We start from the raw sequence: 20063 nt of genomic DNA on the forward strand, positions 1-20063 counted from the left end.
GGAGAAAGGCGGTGCGCCGCCTCATGTAGGCTCGCCCTCGTCCGCCCGATACACCGCTGCCAGCTGCCGATACAAGGCGCGGAAACGCGGCTGCCGCCGCTCGCGGAAATACGCATGCCGCGCAGCATCGGGCTTGCGCACCGCCACCGTCTCCGGCATGCCGCACACCTGCTCGATCCTGGCGCCGGGCTCCGCGGCCAGATGTGCCAGCCGCGCCGCGCCCAGTGCCGCCCCCACTTCGCCGCCCGCACGCAGGATCAATGGCCGGCCGATAATGTCGGCCAGCATCTGCGTCCAATAGCCGCTGCGCGAACCGCCGCCGATCACGGTGATCTGGTCGACGCGCAAACCTGCCGCATCCACCGCCTCGATACCATCAAGCAAACCAAGCCCGACCCCTTCCAGCGCGGCATTAGCAAGGTCTGCGCGCGTGCTGTCCACACGCAGGCCGGCGAAGGCGCCGCAGGCATGCACGTCGTTATGCGGCGTACGCTCGCCGCTGAGATACGGCAGGAACAGCGGCCCTTCCCGTCGCAGGCCGGCCTGCTCGGCATCGGCCAGCATGCCGGCGACATTCGCATAGCCGCCAAGGCTGGCGGTGAAGTCCAGGCAGCTGGCCGCATTGAGCATCACCGACATCAAATGCCAGCTGCCCGGCAGGGCATGGCAGAAACTGTGCACGGCATCTTCCGGTCGCGCGCGGTAGCCGTCGGACACCGCGAAATACACGCCCGACGTACCCAGCGACAGCATCGCCTGCCCATGCCGCACCATGCCGACACCGACCGCGCCGGCGGCATTGTCGCCGCCGCCGGCAGCCACCGGTACGCGCTGCATGCCCCAGCGCTGGGCCAGCTCAGCATCCAAATAACCGGTCACGGCATTGCCTTCGTGCACGGCCGGCATGGTGTCCAGCGACAGGCCGCAGGCATCGAGCATGCGCGTGCTCCAGCAGCGCTGCGCCACGTCCAGCCACAAAGTGCCGGCCGCATCGGAGACATCGGTGGCGAACTCGCCGGTCAGCCGCCAGCGCAGGTAATCCTTGGGCAGCAGCACTTTGGCGATGCGCTCGAATACGCGCGGCTCATGCTCGCGTAGCCATAGCAATTTCGGCGCGGTGAATCCCGGCATCGCGAGGTTGCCGGTGATCTGCCGGAACGCCGGCCAGCCTTCCATCTCACGGCATTGCGCATCGCTGCGCCCGTCGTTCCATAGAATCGCTGGACGCAGCACGCGATGATCGCGATCCAGCACGGTGGCGCCGTGCATCTGGCCGCTGAGGCCGATGCCGGCGATCTGGCGCGGCGAAATGCCCTGCGCCTGCGCCGCCTCCAGCAACTGCTCAACCGACGATTGCGTCGCCTGCCACCAATCGTCCGGCTGCTGCTCCGACCAGCGCGGCTGCGGATTGGAAATCGGCAGCGGATGCGCCGCCATCGCGCGCACCGCGCCGCTTTCGTCGATCAATACCGCCTTGACGGCGGAGGTACCGAGATCGATGCCCAGGAACATGCCGGCGCTCAGCGGTAGATATACCGGTTGACCAGGTTTTCCAGGTACTCCTGCTGGCCGGAAACATGCGCTGGCCGCAGGTCGCGCTGCACGGCATCTTCAGCCAGCGACTGCAGGCTGAACTCGCCGGCAAGAATGCGCTTGCCCAGATCCTGGTCCCAGCCGGCGTAGCGCGCGGCCTTGAACTCGGCCAGCGTGTCGCGCTCGATCATCGCCGCTGCACGCTCCAGGGCCAGTGCCAGTGCATCGATCGCGCCGATATGGCCATGGAACAGATCGGCCGCCGCACTGCTCTGCCGGCGTACCTTGGTATCGAAGTTGAAGCCGCCGGTGGTGAAGCCGCCGTGGCGCAGGATCTCGTACATCACCAAGGTCAGTTCTTCCACGCTATTGGGAAACTGATCGGTGTCCCAGCCGTTCTGCGGATCGCCGCGATTGGCATCGATGCTGCCGAAAATGCCCAGCGAGATCGCAGTGGCCACTTCGTGGTGGAAAGAGTGACCGGCCAGCGTGGCGTGGTTCGCTTCCAGGTTTACCTTCACCTCGTGTTCCAGGCCGAAGTCCTTGAGGAAGCCATATACCGTGGCGCTGTCGTAGTCGTATTGATGCTTGGTGGGTTCCTGCGGCTTGGGCTCGATCAAGATGGTGCCCTTGAAGCCGATGCGATGCTTGTGCTCCACCACCATCTGGAAGAAGCGGCCCAGCTGCGCGCGCTCGCGGCGCAGGTCGGTGTTGAGCAAGGTGTCGTAGCCTTCGCGGCCGCCCCACAACACATAGTTGGCGCCGCCCAGCCGCTGGGTCGCCGCCATGGCGTGAAATACCTGCGTGGCCGCACAGGCGAATACTTCCGGCTGCGGACTGCTGGCCGCGCCTGCCGCATAGCGCGGATGACTGAACAGATTGGCCGTGCCCCACAGCAGCTGCATGCCGGTCTGCGCCTGCTTGGCCTCGAGCACGTCGACCATGCTCGACAGGTTGCGCACGTAATCCTTCAGGCTGTCGCCTTCCGGCGCGATATCGGTGTCATGGAAGGTGTAGAACGGCGCGCCCAGGCGCTGGAAAAAATCGAACGCCGCATCCGCCTTCAGGCGCGCCTGCGCCATCGGATCGCCGGCGCCCTGCCAGGGCCGCTGGAACGTGCCGAAACCGAACATGTCGGTACCCGGCCAGACAAAGCTGTGCCAGTAACACACCGCCAGCCGCAGGTGCTCGTCCATGCGCTTGCCCAGCACCAGCCGGGCCGGGTCGTAATGGCGGAAAGCCAGTGCCTGCGCATCGTCGCCCTTGGCCAGTCGAATGGGCGGAATATGCTCGAAATAACTCATGGGGTGCTCCTGTTCGCTCCCAGGATGCTGCGTGTGGCCCGGCAGGGCCGCAATTGCGAAATCCGTCAGCGCGACAGGTTTTTTCTTTGTCGCGTTGCGTCATGTACCAGCGCGATTGAGCTGCTAGCGTCCCAGCGAGGGGAAATTCCGCAGTTTTAGGCAATCGGAACGACATGTCGCCGCATCGCATCGCACTGCTTTTCAACGCCAACAAGGTGTACGACCGGCAAGTCATTGCCGGCATCGGCCAATATCTCACGTCCACGCGGGTGGAGTGGGATCTGTTTATGGAAGAGGATTTCCGCAGCCGTACCGTGGGCATCCACCACTGGCGCGGCGACGGCATCATTGCCGACTTCGACGACCCGGTAGTAGGCGAAGCGCTCGCCGCCATGCCCATTCCGGTGGTAGCGGTTGGCGGCTCCTACGCCGACGATTCGCAGTATCCGGCGAATATTCCGTATGTCGCTACGGACAACCAGAAACTGGTGCGGCTGGCCTACGACCACCTGATCGAACAGGGCCTGCAACGCTTTGCCTTCTACGGCCTGCCGCCGGCCCCCGGCAACCGCTGGGCCTGCGAACGCGAACTGGCGTTCAAACGCATGATCGACGCGGACGGGCTGGACGGCATCGTCTATCGCGGCTCGTCCACCAGTGCTGGCGGCTGGGGCCGCGCGCAGGAAGAAATGGTGGATTGGGTACGTTCGCTGCCCAAGCCGATCGGCATTATCGCCGTGACCGATGCACGTGCCCGCCAGCTGCTGCAGGCCTGTGTGGTGGCCGACGTGCCGATTCCCGAACAGATCGCCATCGTCGGCATCGACAACGATCCGATTGCGCAATTGCTCAGCCGCATTCCGCTGACCTCGGTGATCCAGGGCGCGGAAGAAATGGGCCGCATGGCCGCGCAGGTGCTGCACCAGATGCTGCACGGCGGCGACTGCTCCACCACCCGCATCCTGGTGCCGCCGGTGGGTCTCAACGTGCAGGCCACCAGCCAGCACCAGCCGCTGAAGAGCCCGTACGTGATGCGTGCCAGGCATTACATCCGCCAGTACGCCTGCCTGGGCATCAAGACCGAACAGGTGGCCGACTACGTCGGCATCTCGCGCACGCTGCTGGAAGAGCATTTCAAGCGCGAACTGAAGCAATCGGTGCACCAGACGATTCTGGAGCACAAGCTGCGCATGGCGCGGACGATGTTGAACGACCCGGCCATTCCGCTGACGGAAGTGGCGATACGCAGCGGGTTTACTTCGCTGCAGTATATGTACGCGGTGTTCCGGCGCGAGTTCAACTGCACGCCGCGGCAGTTTATGGAGAATGCGCGCAGTCACTGAACTGCGCGATGCGCTCTCTCCCCTTCGGGGAGCGGGCTGGGGTGAGGAGCCACTCTTGCGAAGACGCTTGAAGTGAAAAGCCTTGAAGCAATGAGCGCATCGCCCTAGCTGCATCATAGCAAGGTTGCCCCTCACCCCGACCCTCTCCCCAAAGGGGAGAGGGAGAAGAGCAGTGCGTGGCGAACTGATTATTGTGCCGAGTCACTGGACTGTACGGCGCTCCCTCTCCCCTTCGGGGAGAGGGAGAAGAGCGGTGCATGGCGAACTGATTATTGTGCCGAGTCACTGGACTGTACGGCGCTCCCTCTCCCCTTCGGGGAGAGGGAGAAGAGCGGTGCATGGCGAACTGATTATTGTGCCGAGTCACTGGACTGTGCGGCGCCCCCTCTCCCCTTCGGGGAGAGGGCTGGGGTGAGGGGCCACTCTTGCGAAGATGCTTGAAGTGAAAAGCCTTGAAGCAATGAGCGCATCGCCCTAGCTGCATCATGGCGAGGTTGCCCCTCACCCCGACCCTCTCCCCGAAGGGGAGAGGGAGAAGAGCAGTGCATGGCGAACTGATTATTGTGCCGAGTCACTGGACTGTGCGGTGCCCCCTCTCCCCTTCGGGGAGAGGGCTGGGGTGAGGGGCCACTCTTGCGAAGATGCTTGAAGTGAAAAGCCTTGAAGCAATGAGCGCATCGCCCTAGCTGCATCATTGCGAGGTTGCCCCTCACCCCGACCCTCTCCCCGAAGGGGAGAGGGAGAAGAGCGGCGTATGGCGCGGTGGTTATTTGGCCAACGAGACCCTGATTTCGCTGCCGTCATAATCCACCGACTGGTCGCGAGCGCTATCGCCTGCATCCTGGTTCGAATGAGCTCCATCGACAATGCGAACCACAAACTTCCGATGCGTCGGCGCCCCGCTGCCATCACCCTCGCGCTTGCCCAGCGTCAGAGTATGCGAAGCATCGTCATAGCTCAGCGGAATACGCGAATAATGCCCTTGCTCATAGCCATAATCCGTACCCGCATCTTCATATAACGCAAAGTGCCCGTCGGCGCCCTGGTACACCAGCAAGGTAATCGGCGCATCCGGCTGTTCGCCGGTGTATTGAATCGCCGGCCCGGTCGGCACGATCGCACCTGCACGCACGAACAGCGGCATCCGCGCCAGCGGTGCCTCGGCCTGGATCGATGCGCCGCCGGCGTAACGCTTGCCGCTATGGAAGTCGTACCAGGAAGCGCCCGCCGGCAGATAGACCTGACGCGACGTCGCTTTGTAAGCCGTCACCGGCGCCACCAGGAAGGCCGGGCCAAACATGTATTCGTCGTCGATATTGCGCAGTTTCGGGTCGTCCGGAAAATCCATCGGCAGCCCGCGCATGATGGTGCCGTCGCGCCAGTAGGTGTCGCCGGCCAGGGTGTAGATGTACGGCATCAGGCGATAACGCAGCTGATCGTAGTAGGCCAGGATCTGATACACCGCCGAACCCTGCGGCGCGATGTTGTAGATCTCCCGGTACGGAAACTGCCCGTGCGAACGGAACAGCGGCATAAAGGCACCGAACTGGAACCAGCGCACGTATAGCTGGCGCCATTCGTCCAGATCGGCAGCGCTCGGCTTTTCATAGCGCGGCTCGACCGCGAAGCCGCCGATATCGGTAGTCCAGTTCGGAATGCCCGACAGCGAGAAATTCACGCCGGCGGAAATCTGGTCGCGCAGGTTGCTCCAGCGCGCCGCCACATCGCCGCTCCAGGTGGCCGCGGCATTGCGCTGCTGTCCGGCAAAAGCGGAGCGCGTGAGGATAAATACGCGACGATCCGGATAATCCTTGCGCCAGCCCTGGTAGACGCTGGTGGTATGCATCAGCGGATAGGAGTTGAAGAACTCTGCGCCCGGCCCCATCGCGGTCGGCCCCATGCGCAGCTTGCGTTCTTCGATATCCAGGTTGGAATCGATATCCGGCTCGGAGGCGTCCAGCCACCACGCATCCATGCCCAGCACGCCGAGCTTGTCGTGGATCTGGCGCCAGTAGATCGAGCGCGCCTCCTGCGAATACGGGTCGTAGAAGGAACTCAGATAGCCCGGCCCGATCCAGTCCAGCGTGCCCTGCTCGATATTGCGCCGGTAGATATGCCCCTTGGCATCCAGTTCCTTGAAGTTGGCGGTGGTGGGATAGAACTTGGGCCACACTGAGATCATCAGATGCATATGCATGGCGTGCAGCTGCTCGATCATGCTCTTCGGATCGGGAAAGCGCGCCGGGTCGAAGTCGTGCGAGCCCCAGTCGTTGTCGCGCCAGTAATTCCAGTCCTCCACGATGTTGTCGATCGGCAGACCCAGCGCGCGGTAGCGCTTGGCAGTGTCGAGGATTTCCGCCTGCGTCTTGTAGCGCTCGCGGCTCTGCCAGAAGCCGTAGACCCAGCGCGGCAGCATCACTGCTTTGCCAGTGATGTCGCGGTAGCCTGCAATCACCTGATCCATGCTGTCGCCGCCGACTACGTAGTAGTTCTCGGCACTGGCCACTTCCGAATACAGCGATAGCTCGTTCTGCTGCGCATCCGGCAGCGGATCGAGATGCAGCAAGGTCAGATAACCCTCGTTCGGCAACCACTCGATGCGCAAGGTGTGGCGCGTGTGGGCCGCCAGCGGCAATTTGAAATTGTGATACCAGGGATTCCAGTTCTGCCGCCAGTCGTCGTAGATCAGCTTGCCGTCCACATACACCTTGGCATAGCTGCTGGCGTACAGGCGGAACTTGTGCGTGCCGGAGGTGGCGGCCTCGATGCTGCCTTCCCAGACCACCTTGCTGGTGGCTTTGGCCGGCGATGCCGCGGGCCAGCTGGCCAGGTCCTTGATGTACTGGTAATTGGGCGCACTTTCGTTGCGCGTGAGCTTGAGCGTAGTGCCGTCGTAGTAACGCGCCGTGAGGCCACCGGGCTTGCCGTTGGCATCGTAGAGCTTGAGCGACGTGTTGAGCGGCTGGTATTCGCGCGGGTCGCCGAAGCGGGTGATGGAATTGTTGTCCCACAGCAGGCCGTAATGGCGCGTGGAAACCACAAAAGGAATGCCGACATCCATATTGTGCTGGGCCAGCTCCACGTCCTCGCCTTTGTAGTTCATCTGCCGATTCTGGTGCTGGCCCAGACCGTAGAAGGCTTCGTCGGAGGGCGAATCAAAGCGCTGACGGATGGCATAGAAAGCCTTGCCCTGCACCGTTTCGGGAATGAAGCTGCGGCCGCCCGCATGCTCGGCCAGCACGGTATGGCCGTTGGCATCGGCAAAATGAAGCGCGCCATCGTGCAGCGACACGGTGGCGGAGAAGGCTGCCGTTTTTACCTGTACGTCATTCGTATTCTCGCTGACGTTGAAGTCGCCGTAGCCGCCGCTCTTCACCGCCATCAGGCTGGGCGGGAGATCGTCGAAGCGGCCGTCCGGGGCCACCGTCACGTGCACGATGCGATCGGATACCCACTGCAGCCGCACCTTCTGCGGCGAGCCGTCGAGCTGCACGATGACGCCATCAGGAAGTTTCTGGACGTGACTCGGTGCGGCATGAGCGGCCAGCAGACCGGTGCCAAGCAGAGCAACAAAAAGCGCGGATTTACGAATCAATGGCATGATGACCTCGGTATGGAGCCCGCCTCTTTACGAGGAAGCTTGCTACCCCGCACCATCATTCCGACCAAGGCCAGGCGACGGTGCGAGTGCGTGCAAATCAGTGAGTCAACGTTACGTCCGCCTGCAACGGCGTGTTATTGGAAGCGTCGCCGACATAAATCTTGAACAAGCCGGGATCGACCTTCCAGCCATGGCTGCCCACGTCGTAATAGGCAAAGGCGCGGCGATCCAGGTGCAGGCTCACATGCTGGGTCTGGCCCGGCTGCAGGCGCACTTTGCGGAACGCTTTCAGCTCGCGCGCCGGACGTGCCACCGCGGCCGAAGGATCGCCTACGTACACCTGGGCCACGTCCGCACCGGCACGCTGCCCGGTATTGCGGATATCGAACGACACCTCCGCTTCCTCGTTCGGCAGCAGCTTCACTGCCACCTGTGCAAAGGCGAAGCTGGTGTAGGACAAGCCATAACCGAACGCAAACAGCGGCTGAGGTTTATCCGGATGGCTGCTGTACCAGCGATAGCCGAGAAACACCCCTTCGCCATACGTAACGCTCGGCCGGCTGCCGGCCGGATACGGCGCGGCGTCATACCAGTCGTGCACGGGATTGTCGGCCCACGCGCGCTCGAAACTGATCGGCAGCTTGCCTTCGGGCGCATGTTCGCCAAACAGCACCTGCGCCATGGCGGTGCCACCTTGCTGCCCCGGATACCAGTTCTGCAACAAGGCCGGCACCCGTTCGAGCCAATCCGCAGTGGCATAGCCGCCACCGGAGGTCACCGTAACGACCGTATGCGGATTGGCCGCGGCCACGGCGTCGATCAAGGCTTCCTGCCCCCACGGCAATTGAAAAGTGCGGTCATAGGCTTCGCTCTCCGAACTGGGGTCGAAGCCCACCGCCACCACCGCCGCATCGGCCAGCGCCGCCATCTTGCGCGCATCCGGCGCAATCAGGTCGTCGATGGCGATCACGCCCAGGCCCATGCGGCTGTAGTCGACATCGGGCTTGTAGTCCAGGCGGATCGATACCGGCTGCCTGGCATGCAAGGTCAGCGTGGCGTACAGCGGTGCCTGCCCTTCGCGATGCGGCTGGGTGATCACCGGCTTGCCGTCGACGTACAAAACATAGGTGTCTTCGCTGGCTGCCGCGGTGAGGAACAGATATTGGCCATCGTGCTGCGGTACGAAACTGCCGCTCCAGCGGATGCTTTGCCGGTGCTTGGCAGGCGTGGTCCACAACTCCGGTTTCCATTGATCCACGTGCGGCTCGACGCCGGCGGCACCCGGCTTGCCCTGGAAGGCATCGTTGGCAAAGGTTTCTTTCAGCAAGCCCGGCTGTCCGCCCGGCCCGGTAAATACCGACTGCTTGAACACGTCCATCGCCGAAGGCAGCCCACGGCTGTACAACACGCGCACCTTGTCGCCGACCAGACGCGTGATGCCCGCAAGCAGGCTCTGCGCCTGAAAGGTATCCACGTGCGAGCTGCCGCCGGCGCTGGCAATGGCCGGCTCTGCATTTGGCCCGATCACGGCCAGCGTCTTGATGTGCGCCGCATCGAGCGGTAATTGCTGGCGGTCGTTTTTCAGCAGCACCAGTCCTTCCAGCGCCCCCTCCAGCGCTACGCGGTCGTTTTGCAGGCTGAACAACGGCAGCGTCAGATCTTTCTGCGGACGGTCGAGAAAGCCGAAGCGCACCGCGGTGCGCAGAATGCGACGAACCTTGTCGTCGAGCATGGCGGAGGAAAGCTTGCCGTCGTGCAACGCGGCCAGCAGGCGCGGTGCGCTGAATGCATCCGGCGCCGGCATCTCCAGGTCGAGGCCGGCGTTATAGGCCTTTATCCAATCGTGGCCTGCGCCGGAAGTAGCGCCCCAGTCGGACATGTAGATGCCGTCGAAGCCCCAATCCTGTTGCAGGATGTCATGACCCAGCTCGCGGTTTTCCGCCGCGTAGTCGCCATTGACCAGGTTGTAGCTGCTCATCACCGCACCGACATGGCCTTGCTTTACTGCCATTTCGAAGGCCGGCAGATAGATTTCGTGCAGGGTGCGCTCGTCGATATGCGTATCGAGATGGCGGCGGTCGTATTCGGAATTGTTGGCGGCGAAATGCTTCACCGTCGCCACCACGCCCTGGCTTTGCACGCCGTCGATCAGGCCCACGGCCATGCTGCCGGCCAGGTATGGATCCTCGCCGTAATACTCCATATTGCGGCCGTTCTGCGGTGCGCGATACATGTTCACACCGGGGCCGAGCAGAAAGTTGATGCCGCGTGCGCGCGCATCGCGCCCCATCGCTTCCCCTACGCGCTGCGCCAGTGCCGGATCCCACGAGGCGGCCAGGCCGATGCCGGCCATATACGCCGTGGATGGGCCGACGCCACGTACACCGTAGGGACCGTCGGACATGGTCAGTGCCGGCAAGCCAAGCTGCGGTTCGGCGTGGGTGGAGAAATTGTCGACGCCGCTGAGCAGTTCCACTTTTTGCTCCAGCGTGAGCTTGGCCAGCATGTTGTCCACGCGCCGTTCGACGGCGGGGCTGTCGGGGACTGGGGTGGTATCAGCACAGGCTTCGCCATACGTGGCGAGTGCCAGGCACAACGACAGCGCGATACGTTTCAAAAAAAAGCTATGCATGATGGATCCTTGCTTATTCCCATAACCGCCCTCCTCCCCGCCAATGACGGCGAACAAAGATCGCGGCTGTACTAAAGCGCAAGCAGTCGTCGACCAGCCACATATGCAACATCTGCGGCACACCGGTGACATGAAGTATGGCTATTCAGCATTTCCGCGCCGGATGCCGGCAGCGACATGCCCAGCACGAACAGCGTGGCGAGCAAGGCGAACAGACCAACCACATGACGGCGCAGGGAGGCATGCATGGAAATCCCCAGGATGGACGAGGCGGCATCAACCAGGCGTGCGTTCATGGCTGCCTCGTGCCGCCGGGATCGCCGTAAAACACACCGCGTCCGCTGCCGGCGAAGTACACCCGCCCAAAGATGCGCGGATCGCCGGTGACTAGGCTGATGCGGCCATACTGGTGTCGATCGTCATTGATGCGCAGCCAGTGCGCACCGCCGTCGGTGGAACGGTAAAGGCCGTGCACGCTGCCGCGCTGCGCGGCGGCAAACAAGGTCGGCAGCTGCGAGCCGGGCGCCGGGTGGCCGAAGCCGAAACTGTCCACGCCGTCGAGCTCACCCATGCGCGCCAACAGGCTGCCATCGTCGCGCATGTGCAGCAGGCCACCGCTGTGGCTGCCTACGTACAGCGCGCCGGCAGCGGCCGGATCGGCATGTACCTGCAAGCCATCATGCGGCTTGAGCGCATTCGCCAGCACACCACTGACCGCCTGAAAATGCGCGCCGCCGTCGTGGCTGGCGAACACCTGGCCGGCCGCGGCGTCGTAGGCATAGAACCGTTGCGGATCGAAACGGTCGCTCAGCACATGCGCGCGGCCGGACAGACCTTGCACCTCGATCCAATGCTTGCCGAAGTCGTGCGTGAGATAGGCGCCCGATGCGTCGCTGGAAGACCACACCACGCTGCCGCCATCGGCCGCGATGGCCACGCTGCCCGCATCCTGGCCACGGCCCGGCTCGCTGGCGAAGGCCTGCCAGTGCACGCCGCCGTCTTGCGAATACGCCACGCGAATCGCCGGGCCGAACGGATAACGCAGGTGTCCGCTGCGCACGATCCACAACGGCTTACGGCCGGCTTCGTCCAGGCTTTCCGAATTGGCATAGCGTGGCGGCGCGGCAAACTGCAAAGGCGCGACATCCAGATCGTCATGGCGGTAGCCATCCAGGTCGCCCATCGCGCTGATCAGGTGCGCACCTTGCGGCGGACTGAGCAGATCCAGCGCTACCGTCTCTTCCAGCCCGCGGTCCTGGAACTGCCAGTGCACATCGCCGCCACGATCGGCGGCACGCATGTCATCGGACACCCATACGCCATAACCGGTGACAAACCACACCCGGTCCGGATCGTGCGGATCGATGGCGATCGAGGCCAGCCAGTGCGGCGTGTGCTCGCGCGTCCATACCGTCTGGCTGTAGTCGAACTGCGAATGGGCGAAGATTTCCTGCCAATGCGCGCCGCCATCGACACTGCGGAACAATTCGTCCTTGGGCGTGTAGTGCGCAAACGTCGCCGTCATCACCACGTTCGGATGCTGCGGATCGACCGCCACCACGCCCCAGCCATAGCCGCTGGGCTGGCCGCTCACGTGCGGCAACGGTGTGATATCGCTCCAGCGCTGCGCATCCGGCAGGTATTTCCACACCGCGCCGTCATGCATGCTGTCCGGGCCGGGCTCGTCGCCGTAGCTCAGGTAATACGCACCATCGCCGGCGCGCACCATATGGTTGGGGCGTAGCCCGACTGGCTGCCCCGGTAGCGCAGTCCAGCTGCGGCCGCCATCGGTGGAGCGAAACAAGCTGGTACCTTTGCTGGATACGCCGGCATACAGCGTGCGCGAGGCCCTGCCCCGCGTGCCGCTGGCGGGATCGAACACCACGAACACAATGCCGATCGACTGCCGCCGCCAATGGTTTTGCGCGGTAGCCGCCTCCGAGGTGGCCGCCGCGGGAAAACTGGTCACCTGCGACCAGTGCTCACCATGGTCATCGCTGTGCCATAGCCCCGCATCGCGCGAACCCAGAAATAATATGCGCCCGTCGTTCGGGTCGACGGTAAGACGCTCGCCGTTATTGCGCCCCAACTCGTTGCCGCCCAGCTTGAACGGCAGATCGGTGCGCTGGAAATGCGCACCGCGATCCTGCGAACGAAGGATCGCGGCATGGCCGGCAAAGGCAGATGTGTAGGTGCCGGCGGCAAGATAGAGCCGGTCCGAATCGTGCGGATCGACAGCCACGCTGTCGATGCCATAGAGATTTTCGTCCGCAGCGCCCAGCCAATCCGTCAATGGAGTCCAACGCTCCGCCGTTTGATCCCAGCGATACGCGCCGCCCACATCGGTACGCGCATACAGCAGTCCGCTTGCCGCCGGCTGGTACAACAGGCCGCTGACGAAGCCGCCACCGCCTATACGCACGTTCTCGTAGCGATAACTCAGGCTGTCACTGGCCTGCGCGCGACTTTGCGCGCAGGCCAGCGAGAGCAGCAGCACCGTACCTGCCATCGTCCGCCACCGGCCAGGCCGGCGCGGGCGTTCACGGCGCCGCTTTGCTTCCATCATTCGAACGAGGCCCGGAACACCAGCTCGTAACGTCGGTCGGTGATGAACCAGCTGCGGCCATAGAGGTGATAGTCCACCACGCCGTTGCCGTAGCTGGTCGGTCCCATCAGCACGCGCGTGGTCGCATTGGTGAGGTTGTTCATCTGCAGGCCGACCTGCATGCTCTTGTTGATGTGATAGAACACCGAGGCGTCGAGCTGGCCATAGTTATCGGCCCAGGTCGGCAGATGGGTGGAGGCGTCGCTGGTGGTCAGCAGATAGCGCGAACGCCAGTTCCACGCCAGGCGCGCCGACCAGTCGCCGTTTTCGTACATGGCGGCCAGGTTGTAGCTGCGCTTGGACAGGCCCACCAGCGGCAAGGCCACGCCGGTCACCACCTCGTTGGTATACGGATTGGTAGCGCTGTTGATGCCGCCCATGCTGTCGACATAGGTGAAATTGGCCTGCGCGCCGAAGCCCTTCAGCCAGCCCGGCAGGAAATCGAAGAACTGGTTGTAGCCCACCTCGGCACCGCGGATCAGGCCGCGCCCGTTGTTGTACGGACGGGTGACGTTGAATACCTGGCCGTCATAGGTCTCCGGCTCGGTTTCCTGCGCAATGTAATCCTTGATGTCCTTGAAGAACGCGGTGGTATACAGCAGGCCGGTGTTGGAGAAATACCATTCCAGCGCGGTGTCGTACTGGGTGGCGCGCATCGGCTTGAGGTTGGGATTGCCGGCGTAGCCGTTCCACTGCACTACCTGGTTGTTGTCGGCATTGAGCACGTAGCCCAGCTGCACATACGGCTCGAGCTGGCTGAAATCCGGGCGCGACACTGCCTTCGACACCGCGATACGCCACTGCAGATCGTCGGTAAGCTTGAAGCGCAGATTGAGGCTGGGTAGCGCATCCTGGTAATGGGTGCCGGCGCTGATCGGCGAATAAGCACCGTTCCAGAGCGCCTTCTCCGCATCCGGCACGCCGGTGCTGGTCAGATTGGGCAACTGCACGAAGCCGTAGGCCGACACATCGGTACGCACCAGGCGCAGGCCGAGATTGCCGTCGAAGGGAATGCCCAGCGCGGTCTCGTTGCCGAAATACAGCACGCCGTAGGCCGCCTTGGTGCGCTCGCCCTGGTCGTTCAGGTCGCCCTGGTTGATCTGGATCGGGCTCCAGGCGTACGACACCCCGATCGAATGCAGGTACTGCGCGGCCTGCGCGTAGTTCATCACCAGCGAATTGCTGGGGAAGTACAGCGGCGTGGGGATATTGACGTTGCCGCGGTAGAAGTTCGAGAACGAATACAGCGTGGCATTGGTCGGGTAGTAATTGACGCCGGCAAAGCCGCTGGGCGTATTGACCTGTGCCCAGGTATCGCTGACCACGCCCCAGTTGTACGGCGTGCTGACATTGTCTTCGCTGCGGTCGCTGGCACGGATGCCGAACTTCATGTACTGCAGCCAGCTGTTGTCCAGGAAGTCGTATTCCAGATCGATACGTCCGGCGCGCTCCATGCCGCGCTCGTTTTCGATATGGTCCATCGCCGCGTTCCAGAAATAATTCGCCGCATTGGCGGTATAGCCAGCCGGGTTGACGGTGACGCTGGGCATGCCGCCGCTGCCGGTGGTATTGAGGAACAGCCCCGGCAGATAGGTGGTCTGGAAGACGGTGAAATCCAGCTCGTTGCTGGTGGACTTCACCAGCTGGAAGTCGCCGCTCAGGATCATGTGATCGTTGAGGTTGTACTTGAAGCCGTTCGACCAGTCGGTGGTGGTGGTGGTCTGCGTCTGGTAGCGCGTATCGGTATCGAAGCGCACACCGTCGCCGCTCAAGCCCGCGCGCCAGGAATCGGAGGTCAGCCAGCCGCTCTGGAAAATGCCCTGGTTGTTGTAGTTGAACGTGGTGCCGTTGGCCGGAACGATGTCGTTGTTGGTGTCATTGAAAATGGCGCCGTGTTCCAGCCACGACATGGTGTAGCGCGAGCGGATGAACTGCGAATAGATTTCCAGGTCGCTGGTCGGGCGCCACTGCAGCGCGCCGGCAATACCGATGCGGCGGCGCTGGAAATCCAGCGTGCGCCAGTCCGCACCGCCCGGCACCGAGACCTGGCTGAAATTGCTGCCGGCAAGCACCGGTGCGTCGCTGCGCAATACGTACGGCTCGACCTGAATACCGTCGGTGCGCGAGGCCAGTTCCGAATAGGAAACGTCCACCAGGGCGCCGATTTCGCCGAAGTTTTCCGTCTTCCAGCGGTTGCTGTAGAGGAACGACGCGGAGGGCTTGCTCTTCTTCTCCATATCGCCTTCGTTGACACCGGTGGAGAAACCCACCACCTGCCCCGGCGCATCGAACGGCATGCGCGTACGCAAATTCACCGTGCCGCCGATGCCGCCTTCGATCAGCTCCGCCGAGGGGTTTTTGTACACGTCCACGCCGGACATCAGTTCAGCCGGCACGTCCTCGAAACTCAACGAGCGGCCGTTGTTGGCCGAGAAGCTGTCGCGCCCGTTCAGCAGCGACTCCACCTGCGACAAGCCGCGGATGGCCACGCCGCTGCCCTCGGCCGACGGATGATCCGGGTCGTTGGGCGAAATGAAATGGTCGATGGTGACGCCGCTGATGCGCTGCAGGGTTTCGGTAACGCTGCGATCCGGCAGTGCGTTGATGTCCACCGCGGTAATCGAATCCACGATCTGGTCGGCGTTCTGCTTGAGCTGCTGCGCCGACTCCAGGCTGGCGCGGATGCCCGTTACGTTGACCTGGGCCAGGTTCTTGGTGTCTTTCTTGTCGGTGGCCGGATTGATGGTGTTGGAAGGCTTCTTGCTGGCGCTGCTCGTCTGCGCGCCGCTAGTGCTGCTGCCGGAGGTGCTGCCCGTATCCTGCGCATGCGCGGCCGCGGGGCCGTACAGCAGGGCCAGACCGATCGCCACCGCAGCCGCCAGCTTTGCGCTGGGTGCGGTTGCCGATAGCAAGGGACGCATTACGCCATGCATTTTCGATGCATGCATTTGGCTACTCATGACCGACGTTCTCCCCACAGTTACCCGTGCCGAAGGCCCATGGCCTATCAGCTGTTGTTGTCGATTCGGGCGATCAGCCCGGCTGGCGCATCCGGCGGCATTCCCCTAACAGCCTTGTGAGCCGGCCTTGCGATGCTTGGCAGTGCGGATGCTGCGACCTGGCCTAATTGCACACAATTACGAAATTAATGGCGACGAGTAATGTTTCTTCATTTGCGGTCGCCACAATGCATCGATCTAAATTTTGTTCGCTACTTGCTTCCGAGCGAACCGATTTCGCTTGAATCAAGCTGAAAACAAGTGTTTTCGTTCGCGCCGCCAAGTACGCGATACGTGCTTGCCGCTACGCGCGCTGGCGCGCGCCGGAAAAAAAATTTCTGAATGGACTCTGGGTGTTTTATGAAGTGCGTTCTTCACGCGAACTAGATCGGCCTGCACGTGAACTGGTTCACAGTGCGACTTGTCAGAACAGGCCAATCACCAGTCCCTGACGACAAGCTTGCGAAGCGCCGTGCTGACAGGCCGGGAGAGGTCACATGGCACCGGCGTGGCGAAAACGCCGGGCGAACCTTTGTTTGACGTGCGTGCAACAGCAGTACGCTCCATCATGGCGAAGGAGGCCAAGACCATGACTCAAGCAAGCTCATCCAGCGGCAAGATCGTCAAACAACCCGGGCCAGATCACCCGATCAGCATCGAACCCGGTACCCAGCGGGTGGTGGTGAAGATGGCCGGGCGTATCGTGGCCGATACACGCGATGCGCTGGTGCTGAAGGAAGCCAACTATCCGCCGGTGCACTATCTGCCGCGCAAGGATGTCGACATGGCGCTGCTGGAACGCACCGAACACGCCACCTACTGTCCCTACAAGGGCGAATGCAGCTATTACAGCATCGCCGCAGCCGGCGAGCGCGGCGCAAACGTCGTATGGAGCTACGAGCACCCTTATGAGGCCGTTGCGGCCATCCGGGACCACCTGGCTTTCTATCCGAATCGCGTCGACGCGATCGAATTGCTCGATCGCTGATTCCGGCGCAACGGGAATATCAACGGCGCACGCCGCGCATGGCGGCGCCGGGTCAATCTGCGCTCAGGAAACCGGCTCCGGCGCATAGCGATGATTCCTCACCAGGGCCGGATCCACTTCCAGCGGCTGGGAAAAATCGGCTTCCAGCGAACCCGCCGGACTGAAATGCTCGCGCTCGACCGCTTCCCAGGTCATCCACAGGCCGGCGTCTACTTCCGGCGCCGGCTCGGGCTGCGAGCGCTGACGGCAAGGATAGACAGTCAAGGTGGGCTTGATGCGGTTGTACATACGTTCTCCCAAGCACAGGAAACACGTTCGGATGTATCGACGGAGCGGGACGTCCGCGGAGGTCGAGCTTAGCCGGCGCATCATGTCACTTTTTGCTTCGCTGGCGACACTGCCGGCCATGCTGAGCCATAAATCCATGATTCCCAAGCATTTACCCGACGCGATGAATGGCCACGCAGTTGACCGACACTAGCGGCGCTGCTACTTCTCTCCCCTGTTTTGTGCAAGGAGGAGTCACGGTTGAAATGCCGGGAAAGCGGAATGCCCGAGGAGGCGTTGTGGTCGACGTTTTTCGACGCCGGCCAAGCCCTGCGCAAACTATGGCCGCAAGCCGGCGGCGACGCGCTTGAACTGGGCTGCGGCTATGGCACGTTTACCTTCGCCGCCGCGCGCCGTACCGATGGCCTGATCACCACGCTGGATATCGAGCCGGCGATGGTGGCCCTGGTCAGGGCGCGCGCCACGGAGCTGGGCTTGCCGAATATCCAGGCGCAGGTGCGCGATTTCGTCGCCGACGGCTTTGGCATCGCACCAGGCAGCCAGTCGCACGTGATGATTTACAACCTGCTGCATATGGACGAACCGGTGCGCTTGCTGCGCCATGCACGGCACGTATTGCGCAGCGAAGGAACCGTTTCGGTCATGCATTGGCGCTCGGATACACCCACGCCGCGCGGACCGCCGATGGATATCCGCCCCAGTGCCGAGATGTGCGCAACCTGGCTGGCGCAGGCCGGCTTTACGCAGATCGAGCCGGTGGATCTCGGCGATTGCTGCCCCTTCCACTACGGCCTGGCGGCACGAACTGCCGCCGAAGCCTAGTCCAACTTCAGGCTGCCACGTCGGCGAGCCGCCGGGTCAGTCCTTTCACCACCAGCCAGCACAGCGGTGTGGCAATAACCAGCCACGCAAACGCCACCGCGGCAGACATCCCCATGCTCTGTGCAGCACTGCCGCTGATGACACGCATCAGCTCCACCGCCACAAAAGCGACCGCCACCATGGCGATGGCGCTGACCAGCATGGCCAGTAGCGCAGCCAGCCAGATACGCACCGGCCGCACGGCGGGCATGCTGCGCGGCAGGCCGATCAGCGCGCCCAGAAACGCCGGCAACGCGAGCACCATCGAGCCTGCATACGGGCCGATATGCACCAGCGCAGGATCGAGACCGCTGGAAGCGTAGTAGATCGCCGCCGCCGGAATCGTAAAGCCGAGCACCAGCATCACCCAGGACCACGCAAACAGGCCGAAAAGCAGCAAGCCACGCGCGCGCAGATCGACCAGCCCGACCGCCGGTATTTCCTTCGCACGCCACAAGCGGAATGGCAGCCAGATGGAAAACAGCACCAGCAACGGCGCCACCGTGTAGCCGATCAGCACGCTGATGGTCATGGCGACCTGCATGCTGGTGGTCGAAGCAAGCGCCAATGCCAGGGTTCTGATCAGATGCGCAGAAACAAAACTCCACGCCAGTCCAAGCACTGCGCTCAACACACCCATGCATGCAGCCGCATAACCCGGCAGGCCCGCCACGCGCCGCCGCTCCAGCATCCACTGCGCGCCAGCCAGACTGAAAGCCGCCGATATCACCAGGAAGCCGATGTCGTTGCCCAGCGCCATGTAGAACGCATCGACGTACCGATCGTGATCGTCGTCGCCGGCCAGCGCGGCGAGGTGAAGGATGCTGTAGATGCCCAATGCATCGAGCAGTAGATGCGCGATGACGACACACAGCATGACCAGATAGGGGAAAGAAGACGCCTTTTCTCTAGCAACTTGCATATTAAAGAGACCTCAGGACCACCAAGACCAACAAGCAGCGAACAGCACTTTATCGCTACGTTCAAATTCTCGAACCAAATCTTGCTACGCCACCGCGACCAGTGAACTAACGGTCTCCCGCACGAGCGCGTCTGGATAACAACCTATTTTGTTTCACCATCATTTTTGCGTAAACCTTTTCGTCCTCACCAGGCTGCCCGGAATAAGCGGGCTCCGCCAATTGATTCGGATCATTCGGTTCAATTTGGCAAACCTCCTCGATGTCAACGGGCCACGATGGCAACTGGCAGCTTTTCATTACCAGCCAGCGGAAAAAGGCTCTGCAAACAATAAACGGATAAAGCAGAACGACCAGAGCGTCATTGAACGCCAACAGACGCGTACCAGCCAAGACAAAACTGTTACGCCAACTTCGGGAGGGAGTCGCAGTAATAATCGTATCTTCTTGTAGCACCTCGGGCCCCTCTTCCATATAAACCCGGATAAATTCCCACAACTCTTGCACAGCCTGGCGCGGAACAAAGAAAAAGCCGACTGGAAATGTATCCTTGACGATATCGCCATCCAGCAAATGGCAGCGCAGATCAAGATACACCTTGTCGCGAATGCCCTGCCCTATGTGGAAGTACCCCGCATCCCAAGGCATCCTCAATACGCCGCCATCGCATTTGTCACGATAGACATAAACCATTCGTTTTTTTCGATTGAAGCGAATCGGATAGTGAGTACGCGTAAAAAAATCCTTACGCGGCATGATAAATAACATAAAAAAAGACATCAGCAGCATGACCACTATTGCCACGATGCCGAAAAAGAATTGTTCCAAATCATGAAAATCCAAAAGGAAACTGAGTGGCCTGCACTAACTGGTCCAGATGTAGGGTTAGTTTAAGCAGCGAGCTTCAGATGTACATCCTGGATGGCTGGCAGGACAGCTTCAGGAGCCGGTGGCCGATAATTCAACGCGCTATGCGGCCGAACCGTGTT

Annotated in this window: 13 protein-coding genes; 3 read left to right on the top strand and 10 right to left on the bottom strand. The window is 62.2% G+C overall.

Annotated features, from left to right (window positions below):
- Positions 1-21: 21 nt before the first annotated feature.
- Entirely contained in the window at positions 22-1512 is a 1491-nt protein-coding gene (gene xylB, locus IGX34_RS16190) for a xylulokinase (RefSeq protein ID WP_192556759.1), read from the bottom strand.
- 8 nt (positions 1513-1520) lie between these two features.
- Positions 1521-2837 carry a xylose isomerase gene (gene xylA / locus IGX34_RS16195; protein ID WP_192556760.1) on the bottom strand — a complete coding sequence of 439 codons (1317 nt, stop codon included), beginning with the start codon at positions 2835-2837 and terminating at the stop codon, positions 1521-1523.
- Positions 2838-3010: 173 nt separating this feature from the next.
- Between xylA and IGX34_RS16200 the strand changes: the two genes are divergently transcribed.
- Entirely contained in the window at positions 3011-4180 is a 1170-nt protein-coding gene (locus IGX34_RS16200) for a XylR family transcriptional regulator (RefSeq protein ID WP_192556761.1), read from the top strand.
- 766 nt (positions 4181-4946) lie between these two features.
- On the opposite strand, the gene IGX34_RS16205 is transcribed toward IGX34_RS16200, so the two are convergent.
- The 5 genes from IGX34_RS16205 to IGX34_RS16225 form a co-directional block, all read right to left on the bottom strand.
- A complete protein-coding gene (locus IGX34_RS16205; RefSeq protein WP_192556762.1) occupies positions 4947-7781 on the bottom strand; it encodes a TIM-barrel domain-containing protein in 2835 nt (944 codons plus the stop codon).
- 97 nt (positions 7782-7878) lie between these two features.
- Positions 7879-10413 carry a glycoside hydrolase family 3 C-terminal domain-containing protein gene (locus IGX34_RS16210; RefSeq protein ID WP_192556763.1) on the bottom strand — a complete coding sequence of 845 codons (2535 nt, stop codon included), beginning with the start codon at positions 10411-10413 and terminating at the stop codon, positions 7879-7881.
- Positions 10414-10484: 71 nt separating this feature from the next.
- Positions 10485-10709, bottom strand: a complete 225-nt coding sequence (locus IGX34_RS16215; RefSeq protein WP_192556764.1) for a hypothetical protein — start codon at positions 10707-10709, stop codon at positions 10485-10487.
- Positions 10706-12922, bottom strand: a complete 2217-nt coding sequence (locus tag IGX34_RS16220) for a WD40/YVTN/BNR-like repeat-containing protein (protein WP_192556765.1) — start codon at positions 12920-12922, stop codon at positions 10706-10708. The genes IGX34_RS16215 and IGX34_RS16220 overlap by 4 nt, the downstream gene beginning before the upstream one ends.
- A gap of 53 nt (positions 12923-12975) precedes the next feature.
- Positions 12976-15978, bottom strand: coding sequence for a TonB-dependent receptor (locus IGX34_RS16225; RefSeq protein WP_225737518.1), 3003 nt, complete (start codon positions 15976-15978; stop codon positions 12976-12978).
- Positions 15979-16606: 628 nt separating this feature from the next.
- Between IGX34_RS16225 and IGX34_RS16230 the strand changes: the two genes are divergently transcribed.
- On the top strand, positions 16607-17005 hold the full coding sequence (locus tag IGX34_RS16230) for a DUF427 domain-containing protein (protein ID WP_192556766.1): 399 nt from the start codon (positions 16607-16609) through the stop codon (positions 17003-17005).
- 63 nt (positions 17006-17068) lie between these two features.
- On the opposite strand, the gene IGX34_RS16235 is transcribed toward IGX34_RS16230, so the two are convergent.
- On the bottom strand, positions 17069-17293 hold the full coding sequence (locus IGX34_RS16235) for a hypothetical protein (RefSeq protein WP_192556767.1): 225 nt from the start codon (positions 17291-17293) through the stop codon (positions 17069-17071).
- A 261-nt stretch (positions 17294-17554) separates the two neighbouring features.
- Between IGX34_RS16235 and IGX34_RS16240 the strand changes: the two genes are divergently transcribed.
- A complete protein-coding gene (locus tag IGX34_RS16240) occupies positions 17555-18115 on the top strand; it encodes a class I SAM-dependent methyltransferase (RefSeq protein ID WP_225737519.1) in 561 nt (186 codons plus the stop codon).
- Positions 18116-18122: 7 nt separating this feature from the next.
- On the opposite strand, the gene IGX34_RS16245 is transcribed toward IGX34_RS16240, so the two are convergent.
- Complete coding sequence (locus IGX34_RS16245) at positions 18123-19031, bottom strand: hypothetical protein (protein WP_192556769.1); 909 nt, start codon at positions 19029-19031, stop codon at positions 18123-18125.
- A 151-nt stretch (positions 19032-19182) separates the two neighbouring features.
- Positions 19183-19917: a DUF6708 domain-containing protein gene (locus IGX34_RS16250; protein WP_192556770.1), complete on the bottom strand. Its 735-nt coding sequence runs from the start codon at positions 19915-19917 to the stop codon at positions 19183-19185.
- Positions 19918-20063 lie beyond the last annotated feature (146 nt).

The sequence above is a fragment of the Dyella acidiphila genome, assembly GCF_014863405.1.
Lineage (GTDB): Bacteria > Pseudomonadota > Gammaproteobacteria > Xanthomonadales > Rhodanobacteraceae > Dyella_B > Dyella_B acidiphila.